This window comes from Candidatus Zymogenaceae bacterium (assembly GCA_016931225.1).
Lineage (GTDB): Bacteria > Desulfobacterota > Zymogenia > Zymogenales > Zymogenaceae > JAFGFE01.
This window is the reverse complement of the sequence record JAFGFE010000040.1, coordinates 20,679-45,230: the sequence shown is the minus strand read 5'-3', so window position 1 is coordinate 45,230 and position 24,552 is coordinate 20,679. Positions and strand designations below refer to the sequence as shown.

At 56.7% G+C, this 24,552-nt stretch carries 21 protein-coding genes; 14 read left to right on the top strand and 7 right to left on the bottom strand.

Annotation, left to right across the window (positions count from 1 at the left end; translation table 11 throughout):
- Positions 1-5: 5 nt before the first annotated feature.
- The 9 genes from secF to JW885_15610 all read left to right on the top strand — a co-directional run bounded on the left by secF (position 6) and on the right by JW885_15610 (position 7,770).
- Positions 6-941, top strand: a complete 936-nt coding sequence (secF, locus tag JW885_15650) for a protein translocase subunit SecF (protein ID MBN1883602.1) — start codon at positions 6-8, stop codon at positions 939-941.
- Positions 884-1,630, top strand: a complete 747-nt coding sequence (locus JW885_15645) for a glycosyltransferase family 2 protein (GenBank protein ID MBN1883601.1) — start codon at positions 884-886, stop codon at positions 1,628-1,630. The genes secF and JW885_15645 overlap by 58 nt, the downstream gene beginning before the upstream one ends.
- 125 nt (positions 1,631-1,755) lie before the next feature.
- A complete protein-coding gene (locus JW885_15640; protein MBN1883600.1) occupies positions 1,756-3,102 on the top strand; it encodes a radical SAM protein in 1,347 nt (448 codons plus the stop codon).
- Positions 3,089-3,946, top strand: coding sequence for a hypothetical protein (locus JW885_15635; protein ID MBN1883599.1), 858 nt, complete (start codon positions 3,089-3,091; stop codon positions 3,944-3,946). The genes JW885_15640 and JW885_15635 overlap by 14 nt, the downstream gene beginning before the upstream one ends.
- An 85-nt stretch (positions 3,947-4,031) precedes the next feature.
- Positions 4,032-4,478, top strand: coding sequence for a hypothetical protein (locus tag JW885_15630; GenBank protein ID MBN1883598.1), 447 nt, complete (start codon positions 4,032-4,034; stop codon positions 4,476-4,478).
- Position 4,479: 1 nt separating this feature from the next.
- Complete coding sequence (locus JW885_15625) at positions 4,480-5,343, top strand: polysaccharide deacetylase family protein (protein MBN1883597.1); 864 nt, start codon at positions 4,480-4,482, stop codon at positions 5,341-5,343.
- Positions 5,327-6,013, top strand: a complete 687-nt coding sequence (locus JW885_15620; protein ID MBN1883596.1) for an outer membrane lipoprotein carrier protein LolA — start codon at positions 5,327-5,329, stop codon at positions 6,011-6,013. Before JW885_15625 ends, JW885_15620 begins: the two co-directional genes overlap by 17 nt.
- A 224-nt stretch (positions 6,014-6,237) precedes the next feature.
- Positions 6,238-7,179, top strand: a complete 942-nt coding sequence (locus JW885_15615) for a hypothetical protein (protein MBN1883595.1) — start codon at positions 6,238-6,240, stop codon at positions 7,177-7,179.
- Positions 7,180-7,296: 117 nt separating this feature from the next.
- Positions 7,297-7,770 (top strand): hypothetical protein, encoded by a 474-nt coding sequence (locus JW885_15610; protein MBN1883594.1) that lies wholly within the window; start codon positions 7,297-7,299, stop codon positions 7,768-7,770.
- Positions 7,771-7,934: 164 nt separating this feature from the next.
- Here the strand turns inward: JW885_15610 and JW885_15605 are convergent, their stop codons facing one another.
- From JW885_15605 to JW885_15580, 6 genes are all read right to left on the bottom strand, one after another.
- A complete protein-coding gene (locus JW885_15605) occupies positions 7,935-8,576 on the bottom strand; it encodes a corrinoid protein (GenBank protein MBN1883593.1) in 642 nt (213 codons plus the stop codon).
- A gap of 96 nt (positions 8,577-8,672) precedes the next feature.
- The gene (locus JW885_15600; GenBank protein ID MBN1883592.1) at positions 8,673-10,202 is read right to left on the bottom strand and encodes a trimethylamine methyltransferase family protein; all 1,530 of its coding nucleotides are present in this window, start codon (positions 10,200-10,202) and stop codon (positions 8,673-8,675) included.
- Positions 10,203-10,220: 18 nt separating this feature from the next.
- Positions 10,221-11,684 (bottom strand): trimethylamine methyltransferase family protein, encoded by a 1,464-nt coding sequence (locus tag JW885_15595; protein MBN1883591.1) that lies wholly within the window; start codon positions 11,682-11,684, stop codon positions 10,221-10,223.
- A 71-nt stretch (positions 11,685-11,755) separates the two neighbouring features.
- Positions 11,756-13,240, bottom strand: a complete 1,485-nt coding sequence (locus JW885_15590; protein ID MBN1883590.1) for a cobalamin-dependent protein — start codon at positions 13,238-13,240, stop codon at positions 11,756-11,758.
- Position 13,241: 1 nt separating this feature from the next.
- On the bottom strand, positions 13,242-14,264 hold the full coding sequence (locus JW885_15585; GenBank protein ID MBN1883589.1) for an alcohol dehydrogenase catalytic domain-containing protein: 1,023 nt from the start codon (positions 14,262-14,264) through the stop codon (positions 13,242-13,244).
- Positions 14,265-14,334: 70 nt separating this feature from the next.
- The gene (locus JW885_15580; GenBank protein MBN1883588.1) at positions 14,335-17,019 is read right to left on the bottom strand and encodes a hypothetical protein; all 2,685 of its coding nucleotides are present in this window, start codon (positions 17,017-17,019) and stop codon (positions 14,335-14,337) included.
- A gap of 265 nt (positions 17,020-17,284) precedes the next feature.
- Between JW885_15580 and ilvB the strand changes: the two genes are divergently transcribed.
- The 5 genes from ilvB (at position 17,285) to zupT (ending at position 23,260) form a co-directional block, all read left to right on the top strand.
- Positions 17,285-18,937: a biosynthetic-type acetolactate synthase large subunit gene (ilvB, locus tag JW885_15575; protein ID MBN1883587.1), complete on the top strand. Its 1,653-nt coding sequence runs from the start codon at positions 17,285-17,287 to the stop codon at positions 18,935-18,937.
- A gap of 17 nt (positions 18,938-18,954) precedes the next feature.
- Complete coding sequence (gene ilvN / locus JW885_15570) at positions 18,955-19,473, top strand: acetolactate synthase small subunit (protein ID MBN1883586.1); 519 nt, start codon at positions 18,955-18,957, stop codon at positions 19,471-19,473.
- Between the two features lie 39 nt (positions 19,474-19,512).
- Complete coding sequence (gene ilvN, locus JW885_15565) at positions 19,513-20,076, top strand: acetolactate synthase small subunit (GenBank protein ID MBN1883585.1); 564 nt, start codon at positions 19,513-19,515, stop codon at positions 20,074-20,076.
- 406 nt (positions 20,077-20,482) lie between these two features.
- The gene (locus tag JW885_15560) at positions 20,483-22,159 is read left to right on the top strand and encodes a long-chain fatty acid--CoA ligase (GenBank protein ID MBN1883584.1); all 1,677 of its coding nucleotides are present in this window, start codon (positions 20,483-20,485) and stop codon (positions 22,157-22,159) included.
- Between the two features lie 342 nt (positions 22,160-22,501).
- On the top strand, positions 22,502-23,260 hold the full coding sequence (zupT, locus tag JW885_15555) for a zinc transporter ZupT (protein MBN1883583.1): 759 nt from the start codon (positions 22,502-22,504) through the stop codon (positions 23,258-23,260).
- Positions 23,261-23,282: 22 nt separating this feature from the next.
- Here the strand turns inward: zupT and JW885_15550 are convergent, their stop codons facing one another.
- Positions 23,283-24,428, bottom strand: coding sequence for an SO_0444 family Cu/Zn efflux transporter (locus JW885_15550; protein ID MBN1883582.1), 1,146 nt, complete (start codon positions 24,426-24,428; stop codon positions 23,283-23,285).
- Positions 24,429-24,552: the final 124 nt, after the last annotated feature.

Sequence of the window (24,552 nt, the reverse complement as noted above, 5' to 3'; positions counted from 1 at the left end):
GACTTATGGAATTCATCAAACCGGACGTATCCTACGATATCATCGGAAAGCGTACGTACGCATATATCGTCTCGCTGGTCCTGATCGTCATCAGCATCGGCTCACTGGTGCTTCACGGCGGCCCGAACTACGGTATAGACTTCGCCGGGGGAAGCCTGATCCAGGTGCAGTTTTCCGAGGAAGTCACCCTTTCCGAGATAAAGGACATCCTGACGACGGCGGGTCTGAAGGACCCGGTAGTGCAGAGCTTCACCGGCGGCGAGAAGAATGAATACATCATCCGCGTGGTGGAGACTGACCTTGACGTGGCGACACTGTCGGAGATGGTCATGGAGAATCTCACGGATCACTTCGGAGAGGGATCCGTGGAGCTTCGCCGAGTGGAGATGGTGGGCCCGAGGGTGGGGGAGGACCTGAAACGAAAGGGACTTCTGGCCGTGGTCCTGGCGGTGGTCGGCATTCTCATCTACGTCTCCGTTCGCTTTGAGTTTCGCTACGCACTGGGCGCCGTGGCGGCCCTGGTTCACGATTCAATCATCACTCTGGGCGCCTTTTCCATCATGAACTACGAGGTGTCGCTTCCTATTATCGCGGCGATCCTCACGGTCATCGGGTATTCCATCAACGATACCATCGTGGTCTTCGACCGAATCCGGGAAAACCTGAGAAAGGCCAGGAAGGAGCCGGAAGAGGAGGTCATGAACCGCAGCATCAACGAGACCCTGTCCCGTACGATCATCACCTCCGGGGTGACGCTGCTGGCGGTATTGGCGCTCCTGTTCCTGGGCGGCGGGGTTATCCACGATTTCGCGTTCGCCCTGACGGTGGGCATCCTCGTGGGTACCTATTCGTCCATCTATGTGGCATCCCCGGTGGTACTGGCATGGAGCAAACTGTTTCCACACAAGGGCTCGGCTCACAGAAGGAAGCGAAGAAGATAGTCGTCCTTATACCGGCCCTCAACGCGGGGCCGACGATAGGGGATGTCGTCTCCGGCGCCCGGAAGCATATCCCGGACGTGCTGGTTGTCGATGACGGCTCCATTGATGAAACCGGACCTGTGGCACAAAAATGCGGCGCGCGGGTCGTCTCCCACAAGACCAGGATGGGAAAGGGAGCGGCTTTACGCACCGGATTTGCGGCCCTCACGGGCGACAAATCGCCCTTTGATATGCCCGACGGGATACTGACAATGGACGCCGACGGGCAGCATGACCCCGACGACATCCCGCGTCTGGTCTCGGCTTTCGAGGAAGGAAGGGGCGATCTGATCTTCGGCTCCCGGATGGGTCAGCGGGACAACATCCCCACATATCGACTCTGGCCGAATCTGGTGGGGAATTTTTTCCTGTCCCGGGCGTCCGGGAATCGGGTCGATGACAGCCAGTCCGGCATGCGGATCTACTCCCGCACGCTGCTTTCGACCATACGCCTTTCCGCCTCGCGGTTCGATCTGGAGGCGGAGGCGATAATCAGATCCGGGAAGGCCGGCTTTCGGTTCTGCTTTGTTCCGATCAGGGCGATTTATATGGAAGACCACACCAGTAATTTCAGACCGGTTCTCGACACGTTTCTGATCAGCATGATATATCTGAGAAGTATTTTCTGGCGACGGGGCGATGTCGGATGAAATTGACGCCCTTTTTCCTTGACGCTATTGATAATTCGTACTAAAATTTTATAGATAAGGCAACAGGGCCAAGAGTTCCGACAGGGCCTTTTTTATTCATGTGATTAACGGAAAACAGGCTCAGCATGTCTATATATGACGAGTTTAGACGATTTTTCCTCGTGCAGGTTCTGCATCACGGCCTGGGGGTGCTCTCTACGTTTTCCGATGAGAACCTCATCCGAACCACCTACTGGATGGAAAGAATCACCAAGCGGGATCATTATAAGCGCGCCATCACGATGATCCGCGAGATGTTCCGTAACGACCATCCCAGCTTCACCGTGTTCAAAAAAGTCCTTCGAGAAACCAGCCCCCGTCACCGCAAGGCCCTTGTCAAGGCGTTTATCATAAACCAGCTCCTCATCGGGAGCAACCGCAGAAAGAGCTTTTCCGAAACCCCCGGCGGCTTCTATCCTCCCGGGCTTATGGTTCTCTCTCCCACCATGCGCTGCAACCTCAACTGCTTCGGATGTTATGCCGGGAGCTACCGACGGGATGAGGAGCTTTCCTTCGACGTCCTGGATCGGGTCATCAACGAGGGCAAGGAGATCGGCATGTTCTTCGTGGTGGTTTCCGGGGGAGAGCCCTTTTTCCGGAAAGACCTGATGGACCTTTTCGAAAAGCATCATGACGTGGCATTTCAGGTATACACACACGGCGGGCTCCTGGATGAACCGTTAGTCCGGCGCATCGCCCGTGCGGGGAATATCCTGCCCGCCATCAGCATCGAGGGATTCGAGGAGGAGACGGATTTAAGAAGGGGCGAGGGGCATTATAAAAGGGTCATGGAGGCCATGCGTCTGCTCAGGGAGGATGGGGTCCTCTTCGGATTTTCAGCTACTGCCACAAGGATAAATACCGACCTGATTACCAGCGATGTGTTCGTCGATCACATGGTGGATATGGGCTGCACCATCGGGTGGTACTTCACCTATGTCCCCATCGGACGGGAGCCGAACCTTGAGCTGATGCAAACCCCCGAGCAGAGAGACAGACTACGTCGCTGGGTTCGCCATGTCCGAAACACCAAGCCCATACTGGTAGCGGATTTCTGGAACGACGGCCCGGTGGTGGGGGGCTGCATCGCGGCGGGAAGGAAATATTTTCATATCAACTCCCAGGGGGACGTGGAACCCTGCGTATTCTGTCACTTCGCCGAGCACAACATCAAGGACACGTCCCTGAAGGTGGCGCTTAACTCCAATTCGTTTTCATTTATCCGTTCCTGCCAGCAAAAAAACAGCAATCACCTTCGGCCCTGCATGATCATCGATCACCCGGAGGTCTTCCGGGAGGTTTCCTCGATGGACGGGGTCTACTTCACCCACGACGGGGCGGACAACGTCGTATCCGAGCTCTCAAATTTTCTCGATCAATATGCCAAGGATTATGCCGTATATGCCGAAAAGGCCTGGAATGAAGAGTACTGATCGTATTTTTCAGATCTACGCAATACCGGCGGTCCTTGTTCTCTTCCTCCTGGCTGTTTCCTGTACGACCATCACGCCGAACGCGAAGATCGCTCCGGAAGCCTTCGCACCCCGCATCACGCTCGAGGAAGCGCTGTCGCTCCGGGATGTCCTTGGCGGGATTGATACCCTCCGGGGCACGGTGCGGATAACGATGGATATGGGAGACGGGACGGCGCCCCGAAGCATCGCCGGGTACTTGGCGATCCACACCCCGGACGCCGTCCGCTTCACCTATATCGGACCCTTCGGTGTTGTGCTGTTTGAAGCGGTGGCGAACGGTGATGTGTTGACCCTGTTTTTACCCCAGCAAATGATCGCATATACCGCCGACACCGGCTCCAACGGGGAGGGGGCGGATCGTATCGATATTTCAAACATGCCTTTTTCCGATTTCTTCAATGCGTTGACGAAGGATGATGACGATTGTGTGTTTTTCCTGGAGCATCGAGAGAGGGAGACGACTCTCTACGGCATATCGCCTGTTCCCGGTGAATCCGACATGTCGTGGGAGATCACCGAGAAGGTTGTCATCGACCGGGAGACCATGCATCCTTTGATCCGGGAGCGATTTGCAGACGGCGTTTGTGTATCCCGGACGACCTATGAGGATTTCCAGGAGGTCGACGGTCTCCTGATTCCGGCGACGATTGTGATTACGGATCTTGTTCTGGGACAGACGATGTCCATCACCCTCAAGGGTCTCACAATCAATGAATCCATGACGGACGAGGTGTTCGAAACAACCCCGGAAGAACCCTGGACGATCATGCCCCTGGACCAGTTCAGCCCTCCCACATTCTGATCGATACTCCCTCCCCAGTGTGAACCGTTTTTAAAATGAGTGAACATAACATACAGAGAGCAGGAACGTTTTTGAAGGAGAAATTATGAGATATCTGCACCTGACGGCCGTCCTGGCGCTTATCTGTCTTGTCGCTCTTCCCGCGACGTACGCCTGGGGAGAGACCGTCTCGAAATCGAAAAGCCTGACCATGGAGAAATGGGAGACGATTGACATGGAGGTCGGCGGGCTGGTTCTCAAGGAGGTTCGATTCACCACCGATACCAAGGGGACCACCGGCAGGTTCGGCCTGAGCGCAACCAGCGGCCCCTACATGACATTTGTCGTCTACAATAATACCGCACACGAGATAGACTACGGCATCGCCGTGGCCCTTTTTGACAAGAACGGAAAGCTTGTCACCGCCGGCTCCTTCAGTCATACCGGAGAGCTGGATCCGGGCGAGCGGCACGAAGGCACCATCGTGTTCGGCGAGGTGAACCGCTGTTTCACCGAGGCGGTTAAATACCAGGTCGTTATGGAGACCTATTAGCGTGAAACGGGACGCCGAAACGCCGGGGTATCCCTCTCGCAATGCGGGCCCCGGCGTGTTCGTACTTCTGTGTGTCCTGACGATTAGTGCGGGTCTTTTGGATCGAAGCGAGGGAACCCGTTTCCTTGTTCTGGCGTCGCTTCTTCTCCTGATCCATTGGTGGGTGCTCGGCATCTTCTGGATCAGGGCTGCTCCCTTCGGAGGCGCCCTGTGCCGCCTTTCCGGGAGGGAGGACGTCGTCGCCCTGACGTTTGACGACGGGCCGCATCCCGACTATACCGGGATTGTGCTGGACGTTCTGGCGCGGCACGGTGCGAGGGCGACGTTTTTCGTGTCCGGCCGTATGGCGGACGAACACCCGGACATCATACGGCGTATCGTATCCGAGGGACATGAGATCGGCAACCACACCATGCACCACCGGCATCTCATTTCCCTTCAGCCCTTCAGAGAGCAACTGAAAGAGATCGAGGCGTGCCAGCGACTGCTGGTGGAACGGTTCAACATCACCCCACGCTGGTTTCGTCCCCCCATGGGGTACACAACCCAGGCGACCTTCCGGGCCGCCCGCCGCCTCGGTCTTATGGTTGCGGGGTGGCACGTGAAGGGCTGGGATACGTTTTTTACCGATCCGTGGCGTATTGTTCGTCACGTCAGCCGCCGGGTGAGGCCGGGATCGATCGTACTGCTTCACGACGGCACCACGCTGGCGAGGCCCTCGGACGGCGGAGGGAAAAAGCGGGTCTCCGCCAGGTTTCACCGAAACGCCACGATAACGGCGCTCGATGCCATCCTCAATGAGCTCTCCAAAAAAGGGCTTTCATCCGTAACCCTCACGGAGCTGGTATATGGACGTGAACAATAGCATGGGGCGCAAAACATTCCTCACAGCACTGCTTCTGATGGTGCTTGTGGTTCCCGCGGCCTATGGGGAGAGTGAGGCGGATACGGTACTCGCCGGGATGGAAAATTTCTGGAGCGGTGTGGAGACCTTCGGCGCAGATTTCCGACAGGAAAAGAGCCTTGCGCTCTTTTCCGATACTATACACTCAACGGGAACCCTGTTGTTTAAAAAACCGGAACGAATGCTGTGGCGATACGATCCCCCGGACGACACCGTTATGAGCATCTCTCCCGGGCAGGTGATGTTTTACTTCCCCGGTCTCAACCAGGCGCGGATCATCCATCTTTCGGGCGATGATAATACGATGGACCTTGCGCCCATGGGTTTCGGCATGGGAGGGGGAATGGATGAGATGAAGGATCGTTTCGACGTGACGATGAAGAAGGATGGGAAAACCATCGAGGTGACGTTCATCCCGAAAGAAAAAAACGACGGCAATGGGATGGAAAAGGTAGTCATCCGTATAGATGAAGAATATATGCCGATCGCCGTCGCCTTTTATGAGACCGGGGGCGACGTGACGGAGCTCGTTTTTTCGAATCAAAGAATCAATATATCGCTGGATGCGGATGCTTTTGACGTTCAACTCCCTCCGGGGACATCCATAGAGACCATCGGCGCCGGAGAATAACGGAGTAGGGGGGAGGTGCTCCCCTATCTCATGTTCACGGAGAAAAACGGGCCTTCCATCAAAAAAGGTCCGTTTTTTTTGTTTTTTTGAAAAAAAGACGGCGACAATCCCTCACACGGCATAAAAGGTGAAAAAAAGGGTTGACACGGGGCCTTAATATTATATATAATTTTGCAAAACTTATACTACATTTAATTTAATTTCGCAAAAAAGGAGTCGAGACCATGCGGTCGAAAACCGTTGCGCTGGCGATAGTATGCCTGCTCCTTGTGTCGTCCACGGCATTTGGATGGGATACGGAATATCATGTTCAAATGGTCAAAGACGCCATTGCCCTGTGTCCGTACGAGTTGCGTGTTTTTATGAGTACATACATTGAGGATGTGCTGAGGGGCGCCGTCGATCTGGATACGATACTTGCTACTCCGAGCGGATATGCCTTCAACTATAGAAAGCATTACTACATTCCCGAAGGGGATCGGGGGGACGCCCCGGACGAAGTCGAAAAGCTCGCCCTGAACGTAATGGAGCTTTTAATGGAGGATATCGACGAGAAGAATGTGATCGCCTATCGTATGGGAATGGTCAGTCATTATGTCGCCGATTCCATTCAGCCGAAGCGGTATATCGGCGTTGCCCCCCGATATCCGCTGGAATTTCTCATCTCCGAAAGCTACCTCACCGTTACGTACGATGGTTTTCATTCCATTGTGAATTACTCGGAAGACCTGAAGGGATTTGTCGATTACATCTGGTATAAGAGTCTGACCGATGATGATTACTATAATGCCGCCGTTAATTTCATCGTCGATACATGGACGACGATCTGGGGCAAGAGCGGTATACCCTTCGGTGAAATGGTTGTCGTCGGATCGAAGATACGACCGGAACCGGTGGAAGCTGTCGTCGAGGAGGAGGAAGCTCCATTCGAGCCGTCGGTCTATTTCGATCTTGAAAAGCTCGGTGAATCGGAAGTCTTCGACGAAACCACCATCGACCTGGAAAAATATACAACAACCGAGGAAGGTGTCACTCCCGAGGGAGGTATTCCCGGAGAGATTCCGGAGGTTCCGCCTGAAATTCCGCCCGAGATTCCACCCGAGGAACCGACCAACGGAGAGTCGGAAGGATCCCCGGAGGATAGCTCTTCGCCGCCCGATTTTTAAGATGGAGCGGGATCGGATAGAGAGTCTTTAGGGAAATCAACAGATAATGTACACGGTCTGTATCGTGCGGAGTTGTGGGAGGATATTTATATCTATAGATGATACTGAGGTGGATCGATGGTGTCATGGAGAAGCACCGATAGGATATTCAGGGCGTTTTTCCTCGGATGTATCGTCCTGATATGTACAGGATGTGCCGCGAACACGCCCTTTGTTGTGGACGAATACGATCAGGTCAATGAGGTCCTTACCGACCTGGAGCAAAATTACGAGGCTGAGAATACGGATGCCTTCATGAAAAGGGTCGGTCGGGATTATATGCTCGATTACTCGGCGTTGGAGCGGTCGGTCAACGAGGAGCTTGACGACTTTACCGGATTTGACATCGATCTGTATGTGGATCGGGTATCGATGGACGACGATACCGGTATGATCTTCGCCGAAACCCACTGGACCAAGCGGCGGATTTCGCTGAATACCGGAAGGGAATTCATGATAGAAGGGGAGACCGTATTCATCTTTCGCGCCCTCCCCGACGGGAACCTAATACTGAAGGGTATGAAGGGTGATCCGGTCTTCGGTAAACGGTGAGGATGCCCATGGAGTGAATAGAGAAAAAATCCTGACGGATTACCGGAGCGAAATACCTACCAATAAAAAACCCCCTCATGTCGAGGGGGTTTTTATTGTAAAATGCTTCGAAAGCATCACCCATCACCCGGGGCGGGCGATTGCCGTTGTTTCTATGAATGTCCTTACACGCCCAAGAGTCGCTTGACCAGCTCCACCCCGGCCTGGGCGTCTTCTCCGTACCCGTCGGCGCCGATCTCGTCGGCGAATTTCTGGTTGAGGGGAGAGCCGCCGATAATGAACTTGAATTGATCCCTCACGCCGTTTTCCGTGAATACGTCGATGACGTCCTTCATGGCGGGCATAGTGGTGGTCAGCATGGCGGACATGCCGATGATGTGAGGATTGGCCTCCTTGGCCTTGTCAAGGAAGGTCTGGGCCGGCACGTCGACGCCCAGGTCGATGATATCAAAGCCGTTGCCCTGCAGCAGTGCGGACACGATATTTTTTCCGATATCGTGGATATCGCCTGCCACCGTACCGAGCATGACGGTTCCCTTCGCCTGATAGTCCCCCTCCTGGAGCATCGGTTTGAGAAGCTTGAAGGAGTTATCGTACGCCTTCACGGACATGAGCACGTCGGGCAGAAAATAGTCCCCCTCCCGAAACAGCACGCCTACTTCATCCAGGGCGGGAAGGAGTCCGTCGTTCAGGATGGCGACGGCGCTCAGGCCCTCGTCCAGCGCCTTTTGTGTCAATTCTTCCGTCTCATCGATGTTCAGCTCGACGATTGCTTCCTTCAGCTCGTCCAGTATCTGTGCGGCCATATATATATCCTCCTTTACATATCCTGTGTCGGTTGTTAACGCTCAACGCGCGGCATATATACCTCATGATTTTTCATAAAGTCGATCCGATTGATATTACGCCTCCCACTCGGCGGCGAAGAAATCATCAACCGAGCGTTCCTCGACCGTTTTCACATACCGATCCAGCTCGGAGATGAGCTTCGGGTCCAGTTCCCGGGGCTGGTGGTCGGCGAGTATTTTTTTCGCCTTCTCTCTCGCCAGAATCGCCATGTCGCGCATTCCCTCCCGCTCCCAGACGTCTCTCTTGTCCAGGTTCGAGAGTTTTGTCATCAGGTGTTCCGTTCGGAAGTGCTGCTGGGTGTGCGGCTCCATAAGAAAATTGCCGTCCGGGCCGACGCGTTGGATCACATCCAGGGCGATGTGGGTCCCGTCCACGGTGACACCGCCTATGGCCCGCTCGATGGACGAGGCGAGCTCATCATCGATAAGGACAAGCTCGTGGGCGCCGGCGGTGGTGGATTCCAGGGTTCCGGCGCAGGTTATCAGGTTGACGCCGCCCATGGCCGCAAGCGTCATCGAGCGCATTCGCTCCGCGCCGCACTGGACGTCCATCGTCTTCGATTCCGTCGCCCCGGCCACGCCCCGGCAGGGGAGGTCGTAATGGTGGGCCATCTGCGCCAGAGAGGCGCTGATGATGCCGGTCTCCACCGATCCCAGGGCGGTGGTCCCCCGACGCATTTCCGAGATCGTCGAGACGGTGCCGTACATGACCGGGGTACCGGGATTCACCGCCTGGGCCATGACCACGTGCGAGAGGACCTCGGCGTTGTGCTGGGCGATGAGCCCCGCCAGGGTCACGGGCGCCGTGGTGCCGGCCATACACTCGGGCGAAAGCAGCGCCGGTTGCCCTGTTTCCGCCAGGATCATCAATCCCTCAAGCTGCATCTGTGCCGATGAGAGGGGGCTCTGAATGCTGACGATGACAAGATACGGATGCCTCTTTTCTATGGCCACACGGCCCCCAACCGCGATGGAGAGCATCTCCATCATGTCGGTGGTTGCCATGACGCCGAAGGCGCCCATGCCCGAGGACTTTCTGCAGTTGACAAACCAGTCCCTGAAGGTCTTGACATGCACGGTGTGCATTGGGATGTCGGTGGGGGTGATGTCGGTCTGGTTTGTGTGGATGTTCTCGGATGCATCGATGAGAATCATGTGGTTGAGGTTGTGTTGCCGGGTGGATTCCACATATTCACCTGAGATGAGGTCGTACATATTCACCGCGGTTCCGAGACCTCCGTAGATACGGGCCTCGGGGTTCATGGTCCACTGAAGCTGTGGGTCCGCGCCCGAGATGATAAATTCCCGGGGCGCCTTTCCTACGTGGTCCGATACGACCTTCGGCGGAAAGGAGACGACCTTCGTCCCCTCGTTTACCACACAGCCGATGTCCGCGAGAATGCCGCGTATCTTCTTCAGCTCCACCTTCACGCCCACCGTCTCGAGAATCTCCATGCTGGCGTCGTGAACGGCGAGTATGTCCTCATCGGTGAGGGGGCGATACGTTCGGATATTCATGTGTATTTCCTTTGTTTGCAATTCATATCGGACTCCATCAGGTATCGCACCGCGATCAGACCGCATTTGCGACTCCGGTCCGATCTATCCCTCCCATTCCGCCGCATAGAAGACGTCGAGGTCCCGCTCTTCAACCTTCTTGCAGAAATCATCCAGCTCCTTTTTCAGCTTCGGGTCTATGTCCCTGGGGGTGTGTTTCTTCAGGATGGTCTTGGTCCTCTCCCGGGCTCGATCGACCATCTCTTTCGATCCCTCCTTCTCCCAGATATCCCGTTTTTCCAGGGAGGCGAGCTTGGTCATGAAGTGCTCGGATCGAAACAACTTCTGGGTGTGGTCTTCCATCAGGTAGTTGCCGTCTGGGCCGATTCTCTCTATCACCTCTTTCGCCAGGCTCTCCTCGGTGACCTCGATTCCCCGAACCGCCCGCATGACGCTTCCGATGATCTCGTTGTCGACGACCGAAAGCTCCTGGGCGGTGGCGGTGGTGGATTCGATCATTCCCACACACGTGATGTAGTTGCCGCCGGCAAGAGCCGCGAGCAGCATGGATCGAGTCCGCTCGACGCCGCACTGGAGGTCCATCGTCTTGCTCTCGGTGCCGCCGGCGACCACCCGGCAGGGGATGTCGTAGAAATGAGCCATCTGGGCGGCGCCGGCGCTGATCATCCCGCATTCCACCGATCCCAGGGCCGAGGTGCCGCGGCGCATTTCCGCGATGGTCGAGACGCTCCCGTAGAGCACCGGACATCCCGGGTTGGCGGCCTGGGCCATGACCAGGTGCGCAAGGACCTCCGCGTTGTGCTGGACCATCAATCCCGCGAGTGTCACCGGGGCCGTGGTTCCCGCCATCGCCTCGGGCGATAAAATCACCGGCAGGCCGTATTCGCCGAATACCAGCATCCCCTCGAGCTGGATCTGTGCCGTGGAGAGGGGACTCTGAATGCTGACAATGCCCAGCATCGGGTGGGTTTTCTTCAGGTTTTCCCGTCCCCCCATGACCAGCGCCATCATCTCCGTCATGTCTTTACTGGGTAGAACCCCGTAGGCTCCCATGGAATAGGGCTTTGTGGCGTTGAGAGCCCAGCCCCGGATGGTTTCGGTGGTGATGGTCTGCATCGGAATGTCGGTAGGCCAGATGTCCATCTGGTTCACCACGATATTATCCAGGTAGTCCATGATAATGATATGATCGATGGTATCCTGAAGCGTGGTGGGCCGATACTCCCCGGTTTCGAGATCATATATATTTATCGCGGTGCTCAATCCGTTGAACATCTGCGCTTCCGGGTTGAGCACCCATGACTTCTCCGGATCGGGGCCGCTCAGGGTGAATTCCCGGGGGGCTTTCTTGATATGTTCCTCCACGACCTTGGGCGGGAACTTCACTATCTTTTCAGATTCATCGACCGAACAGCCGCAGTCCGCCAGAATCTCTCTGAGCTTTTTCAGATTCACCCGCACACCGGTTTTTTCCAGAATTTCCAGTGACGTATTGTGGATCGCCTGGATTTCCTTTTCATCATAGACCTGAAATTTTGAACTTTTCATGGGCATGCTCCGTTTAGCGGGATGGTTACACATTTTATGTTGATACATACCATTGCTTTTTCTCCCTGTCGTCAAAAATCAAAGGGACTCTCCGACGATCCCTTTGAGATTCTTCGCATGGCCTTGTATTTTATATATCCTGGCAGCAGTTTCAAGAGTTTTATGCGATCCAGGGGATTTTTTTTGATGATTTTTGTATAGGATTTCCAGCGCTGAGGATTTTTGTAAAACGCCGCCATCATGTTGGAAGAAGCCCGCTCCAGCGCCTCTTTAGTGATCGTATTCGGCACGAACACCATATTGACGGCGTTCATCAGCTCCCAGGTTTCGTCGAACTCGCCGTGTTCCCTGATCGTCTTGTAGTCTTCACAGCCGGGGTAGGGGGTATACTTTGAAAAATTGACGAAATCAAAGGGGAGCTCTGCAAGAAGGCGTCCGGTTTCTTCAAGACTCTGTTCGGTCTCCCCCGGAACACCGATCATGAAAAGGCCCTTGACCATGATTTGGGCATCATGCGTAAGAAGGACCGCCTCCTTGGCCCGATCCAGCGAGACCTTCTTTGAGAGATCGTCCAGGAGTTTCTGACTTCCCGACTCGATGCCGTAGTTGATCATCCAGGCCCCGGCGCGCTTCATTATCTCCAGGAGTTTTCGGTCCACCAGATCGACCCTGGCGTCACAGTTGAAGGTGATATCGAAGGGGAGGTTGATGATCGCCTCCAGCAATTCTTCGAGGTGCGCCCGGTTGCTGGTGAAATTATCGTCATAGAAGATGATATGTGAGATGTCGTAATCGGTTTTAAACTTTCGGATCTGTTCGATGATGTAGTCGATGCTGTGAAAGCGATATCGTTCTCCGAAAACCCCCCGGTCGCAGAAGGTGCAGCGGTAGGGACACCCTCTGCTCGAGACCAGGGTGACGGCCGTCCCCATCGGTGAATGAAGTATCGGCGGATGATAGGCGCTTGGAAATCTCTCGAACAGATCCACCGCCGGGGGCGGAAGCGCATCCAGGTCGTCGATGAGGGGTGGGCGCTCGTTCGATATGATTCGGGGTCCGTCCCGGTAGACCGCCCCCGGCACACTCCTCGGCGTCTTTCCGGACAGGAGGGTTCTGAAGAGCTCCAATGCCGTGGACTCCCCCTCGCCCAAAAATCCGTAATCGATTGCGGGGAAACGTGTGAGGGTTCGCTCCCAGGCGGCGGTCACGTGTGGCCCCCCCAGGACCGTCGCGACGTCGGGGTTGTGTTGTTTGATTTCTTCCGCGATGAGCGATGCGGCGTCGACGGTGGATGTGTATCCGGTCAGGCCCACCACCCGGGGACGGTGCGCCGTCGCCCAGGAGACCACCTCCCGTACCGACATTCCCAAAGCCTGGGCGTCGAGGATGGACACGGAGAGGCCGTTTCTTTTGAGCGTCGCCGCCAGTGAGGCGATGCCCAGCTGGGGGAGGGAATTGAGGAGGGGGCGGACGAACCGCGTTTCCGGCGTGAGCACCTCCGACGGTGGATTGATCAGCACCACCGCATCCCCGTTGTTTTTCGTCGAATGTACCATATTATTCGGTATGGGGCTCCACCACCACCTTGCCGTCGACCTCTCCCCGGCGTGCGGCCTCGAATATCTCCGGCATCTCATCCAAAGCCACGATGTCCGAGATGATGGCGCCGGCGGATTCCGGCTTTCGGGCTAAATACGACAGGGCGAGGCGGTTGTCCGCGGGCAGGGATGAAAAGGCGGGGAGTATGGAGACCTCCCGCATGATCATGGAAAGGGGATGGAGCGTCATCGGCTCGAAGCAGATGCCGGTGAGGGTCACCCGCCCCCCCGGTCTGACCAGCTCCACGGCGTCGGTCATGGCGTGGGGATTTCCGGTGCACTCGATGGCGACATCCGGCCCGAGGCCGCCGAAGGCGTCCCGGACGTTCTGGTAGTATCCGTCGTCCGTGGGGGAAAAGACGATCCCCGCCCCGAGGGATAGTGCCGTATTCAGCCGTTTATGAGACAGGTCCGCGACGCCCAGGGGCGAGGGGTTCACATCAGACGCCAGGAGCAGGGCGGACAGGCCGATGGGTCCCGCCCCCACTATCAGTGCGGACTGTCCCGATTTCAGCCCGGATGCGGCGATGGCATGGGCGGGCACGGCGAAGGTGTCGGTAAGGGAGGCGATCCTGAGCGTCATGCCTTCCGGCACGGCGTAGAGCATCGGCTCCGGGATGCACACGAAGTCCGCGAAGCCGCCGGGGAGGTAGCCGGTGCCGATGGATGTCTTTTTGAGGCACAGGTGGGTGTTTCCCATCAGGCAGACGGGGCACTCGCCGCAGCCCACCGGCCGGGGCGTCACCCGGTCGCCGACGGAGACGGACGTCACCCCCTCCCCGATCGTCTCCACGATTCCTGCGACCTCGTGGCCCATGATGAAGCCGTCGGCCACCGTATCCGCGTTGACCATCTCCGTGTCCGAACCGCAGATGCCCACGGAGAAGACCCGCACCAGGACTTCCCCCGGTTTCGGGACGGGCATATCCGTCTCAATCAGTTTCAACCGCTTGTTTTTCTTGTCATAGACGACTGCGCGCATTATGTCTCACCGCCATAGATATGTATTGAAAAAACCTGTTGTATCATCGATTATGCCGCCTCGTGCCGTCTCATCGACCGCACCGTATCAGAAGCTGTGATGCGGGTGTGACCGCTATCGGTTCGATAAAAGAGATCGATGTCCTTTCGGGCGTATCCTCGAAGGCCGCGTCCACGCGTCGTCCGCCGAGGGTCACGGATCCCCCCCCTCGATAATCAGGGGACAATAACAGCCTCTTTATCTCCAGTTCACCCCCCAGGGCGATAAGAAGAGCCGTCTTCCCCGATGCCGTGATCCGCTGGCGGTAGCTCCCCCAGGCTGTGCCCGTGGCCCAGAACGAGGCGAAGTTTTCCCGCTTGATTTTCGGGGCGAACCCGTACGTATGATCCGGCGCGTTGAAGGTGAAGCCGGAGAGCGCCGGTATCAGGCCGTAACTGGCCAGGGCCCGGACGTAGTGGCTGCCGCACTCCATTTCATTATAGGGATTTCTCATGCGCCCGTCGTAGCGGGCGCGCACGCCCTTCACGATGGAAAGCCCCTCGTCGATGAACCCTTCGGCGATGAGGTGGACCGCCACCTGGTACTCGATACCGGTCCATACCTCGTCGGAGTAGACGAACGGGTACGCGGGACGGCCGCCGTTCGGCCATGTGCACAACAAGAGCCCCGGCTCACCCTCCACGGCGAAGACCCGCTGACAGGAGGCGTGGCCGGTCAGGTCCCGCTTCCAGTTGTGGGTAAATATTGATGTGAGGGCCGTCCGGACATGATCCGAATCGAACAGGTACCCCAGGCCGAAGATAGTCGCCATGCACTGCCCGAGAAGCTGGTCGCTCAGGCATCCCGAACCGTACTGATATTTCGGCTCCATTCCCTCGGCGCCGTCCATTACATCCCCGCTCATGCTCACATCGGTCGTCACCGGGGAGAGGTCCTTTGCGTCGGGATCGACGATCTGGATGAAGTATTTCCCGTTAAACAGCATCTCGTCTGCTTTGCGTCCGCCGCTTTCCAAGAGCCGTCGGTATTCATTCGCGGCTGCGTCGTCGCCCACAGAGAGGGCCATCCGCACGGCGGCCGCCAGGGCCCCCAGGTACATCCCGGTGATCATGCCGTTGGGTCCGTAGAACTCGATGTCGTAGGTGTTGTGCTGAAGACCCTCCATCACGCCGTCCTTGTCTTTGTCCCAGTATTCCCAGGCGTATTCCAATGATTTCTTGACGGACGGCCACAGCTTTGCGAGCCAGTCTCGATCGCCCGAGAGGGCGTACTCCCGCCAGACCTGCATGATCACGCCCATCTGCCCGTCCGCCGCCGGGTGAAAGGCCTCCCCCACCCCGGCGGAGCCCCCCGCCGCGGTCGACTCCGCCATCTTCACCCCCAGAGGCACGGCGGTGCGAAAGGCCATGCGCCCATCGGGAAAGAGGTTGTACCGATAGGCCGTCTCCTTGAGGGAGCGCTCCAGGGAGGGGAACAGGAAGGCCAACGCCTGGGTGTAGTTCCAGACGTGGGAGCAAGACCCCTCGCAGCAGCCGTCCTGGGCGTGGCAGCCCTCGAAGTTGTAGAACTCACCATTCTCGAGCATGATACAGCTTGTAGAGCGGATGGTCGATATCTGGCTCGACACCGCGTCCAGCACGTACTCAGGCAGGGTCGAGGAGAAAAGGGCGTCGGTGAACTCGGCGGTTTTTTCGTACAATCGCCGATGATGCCGACCCAGGTATGCGGCGGCGGTGAGGGCGTCGGGAAATCGCTTGGCGTAGTAATTGGTCCATTTTGGTTTCTGACCGATATGCTCCGGGTCCGCGTTGTCTTCGGTGAGGTCCGGGCGCCAGTATGCCTCCATGGTGGGGAAGGACCAGGTCAGATACAGCGGCAGGGTGACGGATCCTCCCGGAGGTATGGTTGCGATCATCCCCAGGGTGCCCACGTCCCCCACCAGGGGCGGGTATATGCGGTCGGTCACCCGGCCGGTGGCGGAGACCTCGTTCCAAAACGCGGTGAGGTTGTCGTACCAGGCGCCCCGAACCCAGGCCCGGGTGTGGGTGAGGTCGGTGTGCGTCGTGAAGAGCCCCATGGATCCCCACCGGGGGCTCTCGGGCTTCTCTTTCCGGCTTGTCATGAAGAGGCCGCGCACACCGTCCTTTTCTGCGAATTCGGTATAGTTTGTGAAATCCCCGTCCACCGTGTTGTGGAGGTTTGAGAGCAGCGAAGCCTCCACCTCCCGGTCCGTCGGATTTTCGATGTGAAACAAAAACACCGCCCCGGGGATGGAGCTGTCGTCCACGTTGTGGGGTATCAGCGGGTTGTATGCGGTGACGGAAGGTACAACCGGCATGAGGGGGTCGGAAAAGGAGATCTCACAGAAGGGGTAGCGTCCCCGGAAACGGCAGTGCTGCATGTGGGGGAGGCCCGCCCCCGCAAGGCGGTTGGCGCCGAATCCAATGCCGGAAAAGTGGCCCGGCCCACTCCCGCCCAGGCCGCGGTTGGACCTTTGGGCCAGCACCCGGGTGACCGGCTCTTTCCCTCGCTCCTTCGCCCAGAGGGTGAAAAAGCAGAAGGTATTGATGGACCCCTTGTTCGGACGATTCTGAATTTCCCAGTCGATCAATCGCCCCCGTCCGGTGATGGAGAGCGTGCCGGTGCCGATACCGCCGATGGGGAAGGCCACCTCATCAAGGTGATGACCCTTCAGCGCTTTCGGTCCGCCGAATCGGCGGAGGTCCTTTTTCGAATAAGGTTCGGACGGCGTCATGGTGTGTTTCCCGCATCGAGTATGAAGAAATACTATACCATACTTGTACCCGACTGTGTACCGCTTCGAGACACGTGGAGCACTTTTTGAAGACGTACAGCGATTTGTGATGAGTCCTATACCCCGTTACCTGTTGTGGACTATTGACCATCGGTACGGAAAAAAACCTTGAAGTACAACTTCATATCAGATAGAATCGAAAAATCCTGTCGCCGTTTCTGATTGGGCAGGAACAAGACCATTCAACGTTGATGCGAAGGAACATATGAGCCCGAAACGAAAAAAACGGATGACCGGTGCCCGGATCCTCTACAACGTCCTGATGGAAGAGGGGGTTGATGTGATTTTCGGGTATCCGGGCGGCGCGAATCTTCCCTTTTACGATGTGCTGTGCGATTCAAATATCCGGCACATCCTCGTGCGCCACGAACAGGCGGCGGCCCACATGGCCGATGGATACGCACGGGCGTCCGGCAGGGTGGGGGTGTGTCTTGCCACCAGCGGTCCCGGGGCCACAAACCTGGTCACCGGCATTGCAACCGCCTATCTGGATTCATCGCCGATCGTGGCCATCACCGGACAGGTCGAGCGTCGATTCATCGGCACGGACGCGTTTCAGGAGGTGGACATCGTCGGCATCACCATCCCCATCACCAAGCATAATCAGCACATCATGACGGCTGGTGAAATAGTGCCGGCGGTGAAGACCGCGTTCTGGCTGGCGAAGGCGGGCCGCCCCGGTCCGGTGCTTTTGGACATCCCCCGGGATGTGCTTCTCGAGGAGGCGGTGTATGATCCGGATGTGGTGGTGACCCTGGAGGGGTATAATCCGATTATCTCCGGCCACAGCGGGCAGATCAAGCGGGCGGCGAAACTCCTTTCCGGAGCGAAGAATCCGGTCATCGTCGCCGGCGGCGGAGTGATTCGCTCCGGCGCAACCGATGAGCTGATTCGACTTTCCCAACTGCTGGGGGCGCCGGTACTGACGACCCTGATGGGGAAATCCGCCGTGCCCCCGGATTATCCCTACTATCTGGGGATGATCGGCATGCACGGGACCAGCCGGGCGATGGAGGCGGTGAAACGGGCGGACGTGATCGTGGCGGCGGGGGCCCGATTCGGCGACCGCGCGGTGCTGTCGTACGACGCGTTTGAGAAGATGGCGAAATTTATTCAGATCGATATCGATCCCGCGGAGATCGAGAAGACCGTGGAAGTCGATATCCCCATTGTGGGAGATGCGGGCAAGATTCTTGAGGAACTCAACAACCGGCTCGAAAAAGACCACGCGAACGACATCACCGCTAAGCCTCCGCCGACGGGTGAGCTGGAGCGATACGAACAGACCGAAACCATGGGTATCCCGGCGGCGATCGAACTCCTCTCAAAAAAGAACCTGGACGCCGTGGTGACCACCGATGTGGGAAGACACCAGATCTGGGCGGCGAAATATTATCAGAGCACCGGCCTCGATACGGGCATGTTCATCACCTCCGGAGGACTGGGGACGATGGGATTCGGCCTGCCCGCGTCCCTGGGCGCCAAGGTGGCCAGGCCGGATAAAAGAGTGATATTGATAACCGGAGACGGAAGCTTCATGATGAACATTCAGGAGCTTGCCACATCAAGCCACTACGACCTTCCGGTACTGGTGCTTTTGATGAACGATCACCATCTGGGGATGATACGCCAGCTTCAGGACGCCTTCTACGACGCGAAGTACATGGCGTGCGAGTTTCCGGAAAACGTGGATTTTGTGGCCGCGGCCCGGGCGATGGGGCTTGACGGCCGGCGGGTCACATCCATCGATCAGCTCGACGACGCCATTGAGGAAGGACTCAGGTCCAAGCACACCTTCGTGGTGGAGTGCCTGATCGACTCCCAGGAAAACATCCCGTATCGGACGTACGAGGACTGAAACAAGGAGCGGAGATCATGCAAAAGATCATCTCGATACTGGTGGAGGACAAGCCGGGCGTGCTCATGCGTATCGCCGGCCTTTTCTACAGGCGGGGGTTCAATATCGACGCCCTGAGCGTCGGCAATACGGAAATCCCCGGCAAGAGCCGCTTTACCATTACCGTCAACGGAGACGAGGCGGTATTAGAGCAGGTCAGAAAACAGGTCCAGAAGCTGGTGAATGTACACCGAACGGCGGAGCATGATATGGATAACTCCCAGCTTCGGGAATACGCCCTGATCAAGATACACTTCACCGAGGGAACGAAGACCGAGATCCTGCACCTAGTGGATTTTTTCGGCGGGAGGGTCATCGATATTTTCGAGGGAACGGCGATCGTGGAGATCGCCGAGGAACAGTCGCGCATTGACCTGTTGTTCGCCAGGCTCGAGCCCTACGGCATCCTCGAGTCCCTAAGGACCGGGAAGGTGTCGATGTTTCGCGGAAACCGCTCCCTCAACCAGCCGCCGAAACTGATCAAGGTTTCGGGATAAAAGGAGTATCACATTATCACATCGACGAAAAGAGAGAGTATGGACAAGAAACTGGAACGGGTACTGAGGATATACCCGAAGGAGGAGGAAAAGGAATATACCATCTTCATCTTGTGTGAGAACAAGCCGGGAGTGACCGCCAACGTCGCCAACCACATCAGCCGGCGGGGATTTAACATCACCTCCTTCATCGGCGCCAGCACCCGGACGAAGGATATCTACAAGATCATTATCAAGCTGATGGCGACCCCCACGGGCCTGAAAGGGGTGGTCAAGCAGATCGCCAAGCTCATTGATGTCCTGGAGGTACGGGAGTCCGAAAGCGAGGATTTTCTTGAATACGAGATGATCATGCTCAGGCTGAATCACAGCCCCGAAAAACACGGAGACATCTTTCAGGTGATCAACCACTATCACGGCGAGATCGTGGATCTTCACGACAACCGCATCACCATCGCCTTCAACGGCACGCCTGATAGGATTGAGACGATTTTATCGCTCTTGGAACATTTCGGCATCATAGATGTGGTCAGGTCCGGCATCGCCGTGATGAAGAAACACGAAAACAATAATTTTACCAATGATTCCGCGACACGGGAATGACCGCATGAGCGCCCGCCCGAATTTCGGCGTCGGTTTTTGATTATCACCTCGCCGGGTGTTCCATCATTCGGCCGTCGGGGTGTGACGCGGTCTTGTCCGACGGCAACAGGCCGCCCGAAACTCACGGCAGACGATTTTGCACAAAAGGCATAGGCCACACATCATGCCTCACCAATGTGCCCCGAGCCATTGGTCTTAAACGAGCCGTTGTTTCAGAGGACTCAGTCCCGAACCGAGGGGCACTTCCCGAGGCGCATCATGTATATCGACGGGTTTTTAGGAAGCGCCGTGGGCCGGACGCTTAAGGAGACGACGGCGTAAAAAAGGCAACAACCATACCGGACGGTCCGCACGACATATCTGTTCGATCGGATCGTTCATAATGTATTTTTCAGGGAGATTTCACATGGAAGAAAAAATCTGGTTCAAATCATACGCGGCGGGAGTGAAGCCGACCATCGAGTACGAAAAACTCACTCTCTCCGAGGCGCTGACCCGGTCGGCCGAGCGGTTCCCGAACAAGGTCGCCCTGAACTACATGGGCAGAAAAATTTCGTACCGTGAGCTTGATCGACTGGTCAATCGATTCGCCCGGGCGCTGCAGGACCTGGGGGTGAAGAAGGGGGACAAGGTGGCGCTGTGCCTTCCGAACCTGCCCCAGACGGTCATCGCGAACTACGCCACGTGGCGCGTCGGCGCCGTGACGGTACAGAACAACCCGCTCTACACCGAGCGGGAGCTGGCCCATCAACTCAATGATTCCGACGCCACGACTCTCGTGACCATGACGCTTCTTTTGCCGCGCATCGAGAAGATAAAAAAGGAAACGAAGCTCAAGCGCATCATCGGCTGTCACATCAATTCCTATCTGCCCTTTCCGAAAAAACAGCTCTTTCCCTTCGTCAAGAAGGAGATGTACAAAAAGGTCACGGAGACCGACGAAGTAAAGGTGTTCGCCGATATCATCGGCCGTTATTCGGCCGAGCCCTTTGAAGATCAAAGCAGGTGGGACGAGCTGGCGGCGCTCCTCTATACCGGCGGCACCACCGGCGTATCCAAGGGGGTCATGCTGCCCCATCAGAAATTAAGCAGCAACGTGCAGCAACTGGTGGAGTGGTTCAATGTCAGGGGGCCGGGTGAGGTCTCCATGGTGGGGACGTTTCCGATATTTCACTCCGCCGGATTCACCGCAATGCAGAACTTGAATATCTGGCAGGCCTGGGAGCATCACGTCATCCCGCGGCCGGATCCCCAGGGGATTATCGACATTCTCAAGAAAGAGAAAACGACCTGGCTTCCGGGAGTGCCCACGATTTTCGTGGGGCTCCTGAATAATCCCGAGTTTCGCAAGATGGACCTGTCGTTTATCGAGGGGTTCGTCTCCGGCGCCGCACCCCTGGCGATGGATACCATCAGGGACCTTGTGGATCTGACCGGCGCTACCATCTGCGAGATATACGGTCTGACGGAAGTTACCCTGGCGGCCGCGGGGGGTCCCTGGGGCGGTACCCTGAAGCCGGGCACCGTGGGTGTGCCGCTTCCCGATACGGACATAAAGATCGTCGAGGTGGAATCCGGAAAGAAGGAAGTGCCCATTGGTGAGGCTGGTGAAATCATCATCAAGGGACCCCAGGTGTTGGAGGGTTATTACAAGAAGCCGGAGGAGACCGAGAAGGTCCTGAAGGACGGGTGGTTCTATACTGGTGATATCGGCATCATGGACGAGGATGGATATATCACCATCGTCGATCGGAAAAAGGACATGATCATCGCCGGGGGATACAACATCTATCCCTTGGAGTTGGACGACATCCTCTTTGATCATCCGAAAATACTGGAAGCCTGCTGCATTGGAGTGCCGGATTCCTACCGGGGGGAGACGGTCAAGGCGTGCATCGTGGTAAAGGAGGGGGAAACCCTTACGGAGGCGGAGTTGATCGCTTACTGCAAGGAAAAAATGGCCGCGTATAAGGTTCCGAAGCTGGTGGAGTTTTTCGACGACCTGCCCAAGAGCACGGTGGGCAAGATACTGCGCCGAAAGCTGAAGGAGATGGAGATTGAAAAGGCCAAATCCGACGGGTGATCCGGATATCTTTTCGGAAAGCGTGACGTGAAGCAGAAGGGCGCAGGACATCATCCTGCGTCCTTTTTTCTTTATGATAATTGAGATTGTGTGACACGGAACAATGGGTCTGGTGGCGGAAACAGCCAAACCATCAAGATACAATACATTAAAATCATCATGGTTCGTCGAACACAAATAAGTTTTATGTTAAGCTGATATACAAAAATTTTGTCTCCGAAGGGGAGGGATGATATAATTTACAATACTGCGTAAACGCGCGGCGTATCACATCTTTGAGGCGGAGGGTACCCGTGCTGACACGATCAGGTAATGACACTATCGCATAAAAAGAGAGATACAATGAATCACACAGAATTTTGGACAGCTTTTCTTATTACAACGCTGGCCGGCCTTTCCACCGGGATAGGCAGCGTTATCTCCCTGTTCATCAGGGAGTTCAAGCACCGCTACCTCACAATCATGCTCGGGTTTTCGGCGGGCGTTATGATATATGTTTCGTTCGTAGAGCTTCTTGGAACGGCGATAGAGACCCTCGGTTTCATTCGCGGGAATGTATGGCTGTTTGCCGGCATCCTGTTTATATTTCTCATAGACGCCCTGATTCCCCATAACTACTTCGCGGAACGGGTGAAGGGGACGGAAGATGAACGACAGCTCATGTCCGCGGGCATCTTCACCGCCATGGGGCTTGCCATACACAATTTTCCCGAGGGAATCGGCGTAATGTTTTCGACCCTGGCGGACATAAACGTGGGCCTACCGCTGGCCATCGCCATCGCCGTTCACAACATACCCGAGGGGATCGCCGTCGCCATGCCGATCTATTACGCCACGAAGAACAGGAGGACAGCGTTTCTCTATTCGTTCGGGTCCGGTCTGTTCGAGCCGCTGGGGGCGATATGTGGCTACCTGATCCTCGCTCCGTTTCTGAATGATCACGTACTGGCGGCGACCCTTGCCGCAGTGGGGGGGATCATGATCTTCATCTCCTTCGATGAGCTTTTGCCCCTTTCCTTCAGACACGGTGAGGAACACGTGGCCCTGCTTGGGGTGCTGGGGGGTATGGCGGTAATGGCTGTCTCCCTGGGGTTGATGTGACCGATCGTGACGGGAAAAGAGATCAGTGGCCGTGGGGATGTGCCGTGTCGATTTTACATGCGGAGTCAGGAGAGCACGTGTCATCGCAGGATGAGCGTTTGGATACGAGCTTTCTATAGATGCCGACGGCAAGGAGAATTATCATCGCCGCCGCCAGAACACCCTTGACCGCCTCGGGGATGAATTCGGCCGAATCCCCGGCGTAGGCCCGGGGGGTGACGCCCAGGGTCGTGTAGAGATAATCTGTAAAAAGCCCCATGACGACGGCCACCACCGATATGGTGGTGACGTAGATAACCACGGCGCGCCTGCCCAGGTTTCCCGCCACCACCGAAAGAGAGGCGACGTTCGTGGCGGGCCCCGCCAAAAGAAACACCAGCGCCGCACCGGGACTGACCCCCGAAAGAACCAGAGCCGCGGCCAGGGGTGTGGAGGCCGTGGCGCAGATATATACGGGGATGCCCATCGCCAGCATGATGAGCATGGTCAGCACGCCCCCGCCCAGATAACGCTCCAAAAAGCCCGCAGGGGTGAGGGAGGTGAGGATTCCCGCGGCGACAATCCCGATCACGAACCATGGAGCGAAATCTTCAAACAGCTCACCAAAGGCGTATTTAATCGCCGCCCACATCTTTTCCCAAAACGAGTGGTGGTTTTTGTGCAGGTCTGCGGGGCAGTCCACACCACTGCAGCAGGCGTCCACCCGGCAGGTGATGTCGGGCCGTGCGGGCGCCTCCTGTGTTTCCGGCCCGCCGGAGACGACACCCAGGATGCCGGCGGTGATTGCGGACACGAACGCGGCGAGGGGCCTCATGATCGTCATGAGGGGATCCATGAGGGCATAGGTCACGGCGATGGAGTCCACCCCCGATTCCGGCGTCGAGATCAGAAACGACAGGACGGCGCCCCTGTTGGCCCCCTGCTTGGAAAGGGAGACCACCACCGGCAGAACGCCGCATGAGCAGAGCGGCAGGGGAATGCCGAATAGAGACGCGGCGAATACCGACCCAAATGTGTTTCCGGAGAGCCTTCGGTAGATGATTTCGGGATTGAGGAAGATATATAAAAGCCCGGCCAAAAATGTGCCGAAGAGAACGAAGGGCGCGGATTCTGTGAGAATCCACCAGATTTCACCAAGTATCTCGAGAATGATGTACCACATATCCATTGTATATCCCCATGCGGGGGATACCATTGAGTTAGCTATGCCTAACTCAATGGTATGGCACTCCCCTCCGATTGTCAAGTAATATTTTACAAGGAAAGTAGGAATTAATGGCGGGAGCGTCGGT

Excerpts from the sequence above, each read along its gene's own strand:
- JW885_15605 (MBN1883593.1), bottom strand. The coding sequence starts at position 8,576 with ATGGCCGCACAGATACTGGACGAGCTGAAGGAAGCAATCGTCGAGCTG.
- zupT (MBN1883583.1), top strand. The coding sequence starts at position 22,502 with ATGAATCACACAGAATTTTGGACAGCTTTTCTTATTACAACGCTGGCC.
- JW885_15610 (MBN1883594.1), top strand. The coding sequence starts at position 7,297 with ATGGTGTCATGGAGAAGCACCGATAGGATATTCAGGGCGTTTTTCCTC.
- JW885_15560 (MBN1883584.1), top strand. The coding sequence starts at position 20,483 with ATGGAAGAAAAAATCTGGTTCAAATCATACGCGGCGGGAGTGAAGCCG.
- JW885_15595 (MBN1883591.1), bottom strand. The coding sequence starts at position 11,684 with ATGAAAAGTTCAAAATTTCAGGTCTATGATGAAAAGGAAATCCAGGCG.
- JW885_15580 (MBN1883588.1), bottom strand. The coding sequence starts at position 17,019 with ATGACGCCGTCCGAACCTTATTCGAAAAAGGACCTCCGCCGATTCGGC.
- JW885_15615 (MBN1883595.1), top strand. The coding sequence starts at position 6,238 with ATGCGGTCGAAAACCGTTGCGCTGGCGATAGTATGCCTGCTCCTTGTG.
- ilvB (MBN1883587.1), top strand. The coding sequence starts at position 17,285 with ATGAGCCCGAAACGAAAAAAACGGATGACCGGTGCCCGGATCCTCTAC.
- ilvN (MBN1883586.1), top strand. The coding sequence starts at position 18,955 with ATGCAAAAGATCATCTCGATACTGGTGGAGGACAAGCCGGGCGTGCTC.
- secF (MBN1883602.1), top strand. The coding sequence starts at position 6 with ATGGAATTCATCAAACCGGACGTATCCTACGATATCATCGGAAAGCGT.
- JW885_15620 (MBN1883596.1), top strand. The coding sequence starts at position 5,327 with ATGGACGTGAACAATAGCATGGGGCGCAAAACATTCCTCACAGCACTG.
- JW885_15645 (MBN1883601.1), top strand. The coding sequence starts at position 884 with ATGGAGCAAACTGTTTCCACACAAGGGCTCGGCTCACAGAAGGAAGCG.
- JW885_15600 (MBN1883592.1), bottom strand. The coding sequence starts at position 10,202 with ATGCGGTCTGATCGCGGTGCGATACCTGATGGAGTCCGATATGAATTG.
- JW885_15630 (MBN1883598.1), top strand. The coding sequence starts at position 4,032 with ATGAGATATCTGCACCTGACGGCCGTCCTGGCGCTTATCTGTCTTGTC.
- JW885_15590 (MBN1883590.1), bottom strand. The coding sequence starts at position 13,240 with ATGGTACATTCGACGAAAAACAACGGGGATGCGGTGGTGCTGATCAAT.
- JW885_15635 (MBN1883599.1), top strand. The coding sequence starts at position 3,089 with ATGAAGAGTACTGATCGTATTTTTCAGATCTACGCAATACCGGCGGTC.
- JW885_15585 (MBN1883589.1), bottom strand. The coding sequence starts at position 14,264 with ATGCGCGCAGTCGTCTATGACAAGAAAAACAAGCGGTTGAAACTGATT.
- ilvN (MBN1883585.1), top strand. The coding sequence starts at position 19,513 with ATGGACAAGAAACTGGAACGGGTACTGAGGATATACCCGAAGGAGGAG.
- JW885_15640 (MBN1883600.1), top strand. The coding sequence starts at position 1,756 with ATGTCTATATATGACGAGTTTAGACGATTTTTCCTCGTGCAGGTTCTG.
- JW885_15550 (MBN1883582.1), bottom strand. The coding sequence starts at position 24,428 with ATGGATATGTGGTACATCATTCTCGAGATACTTGGTGAAATCTGGTGG.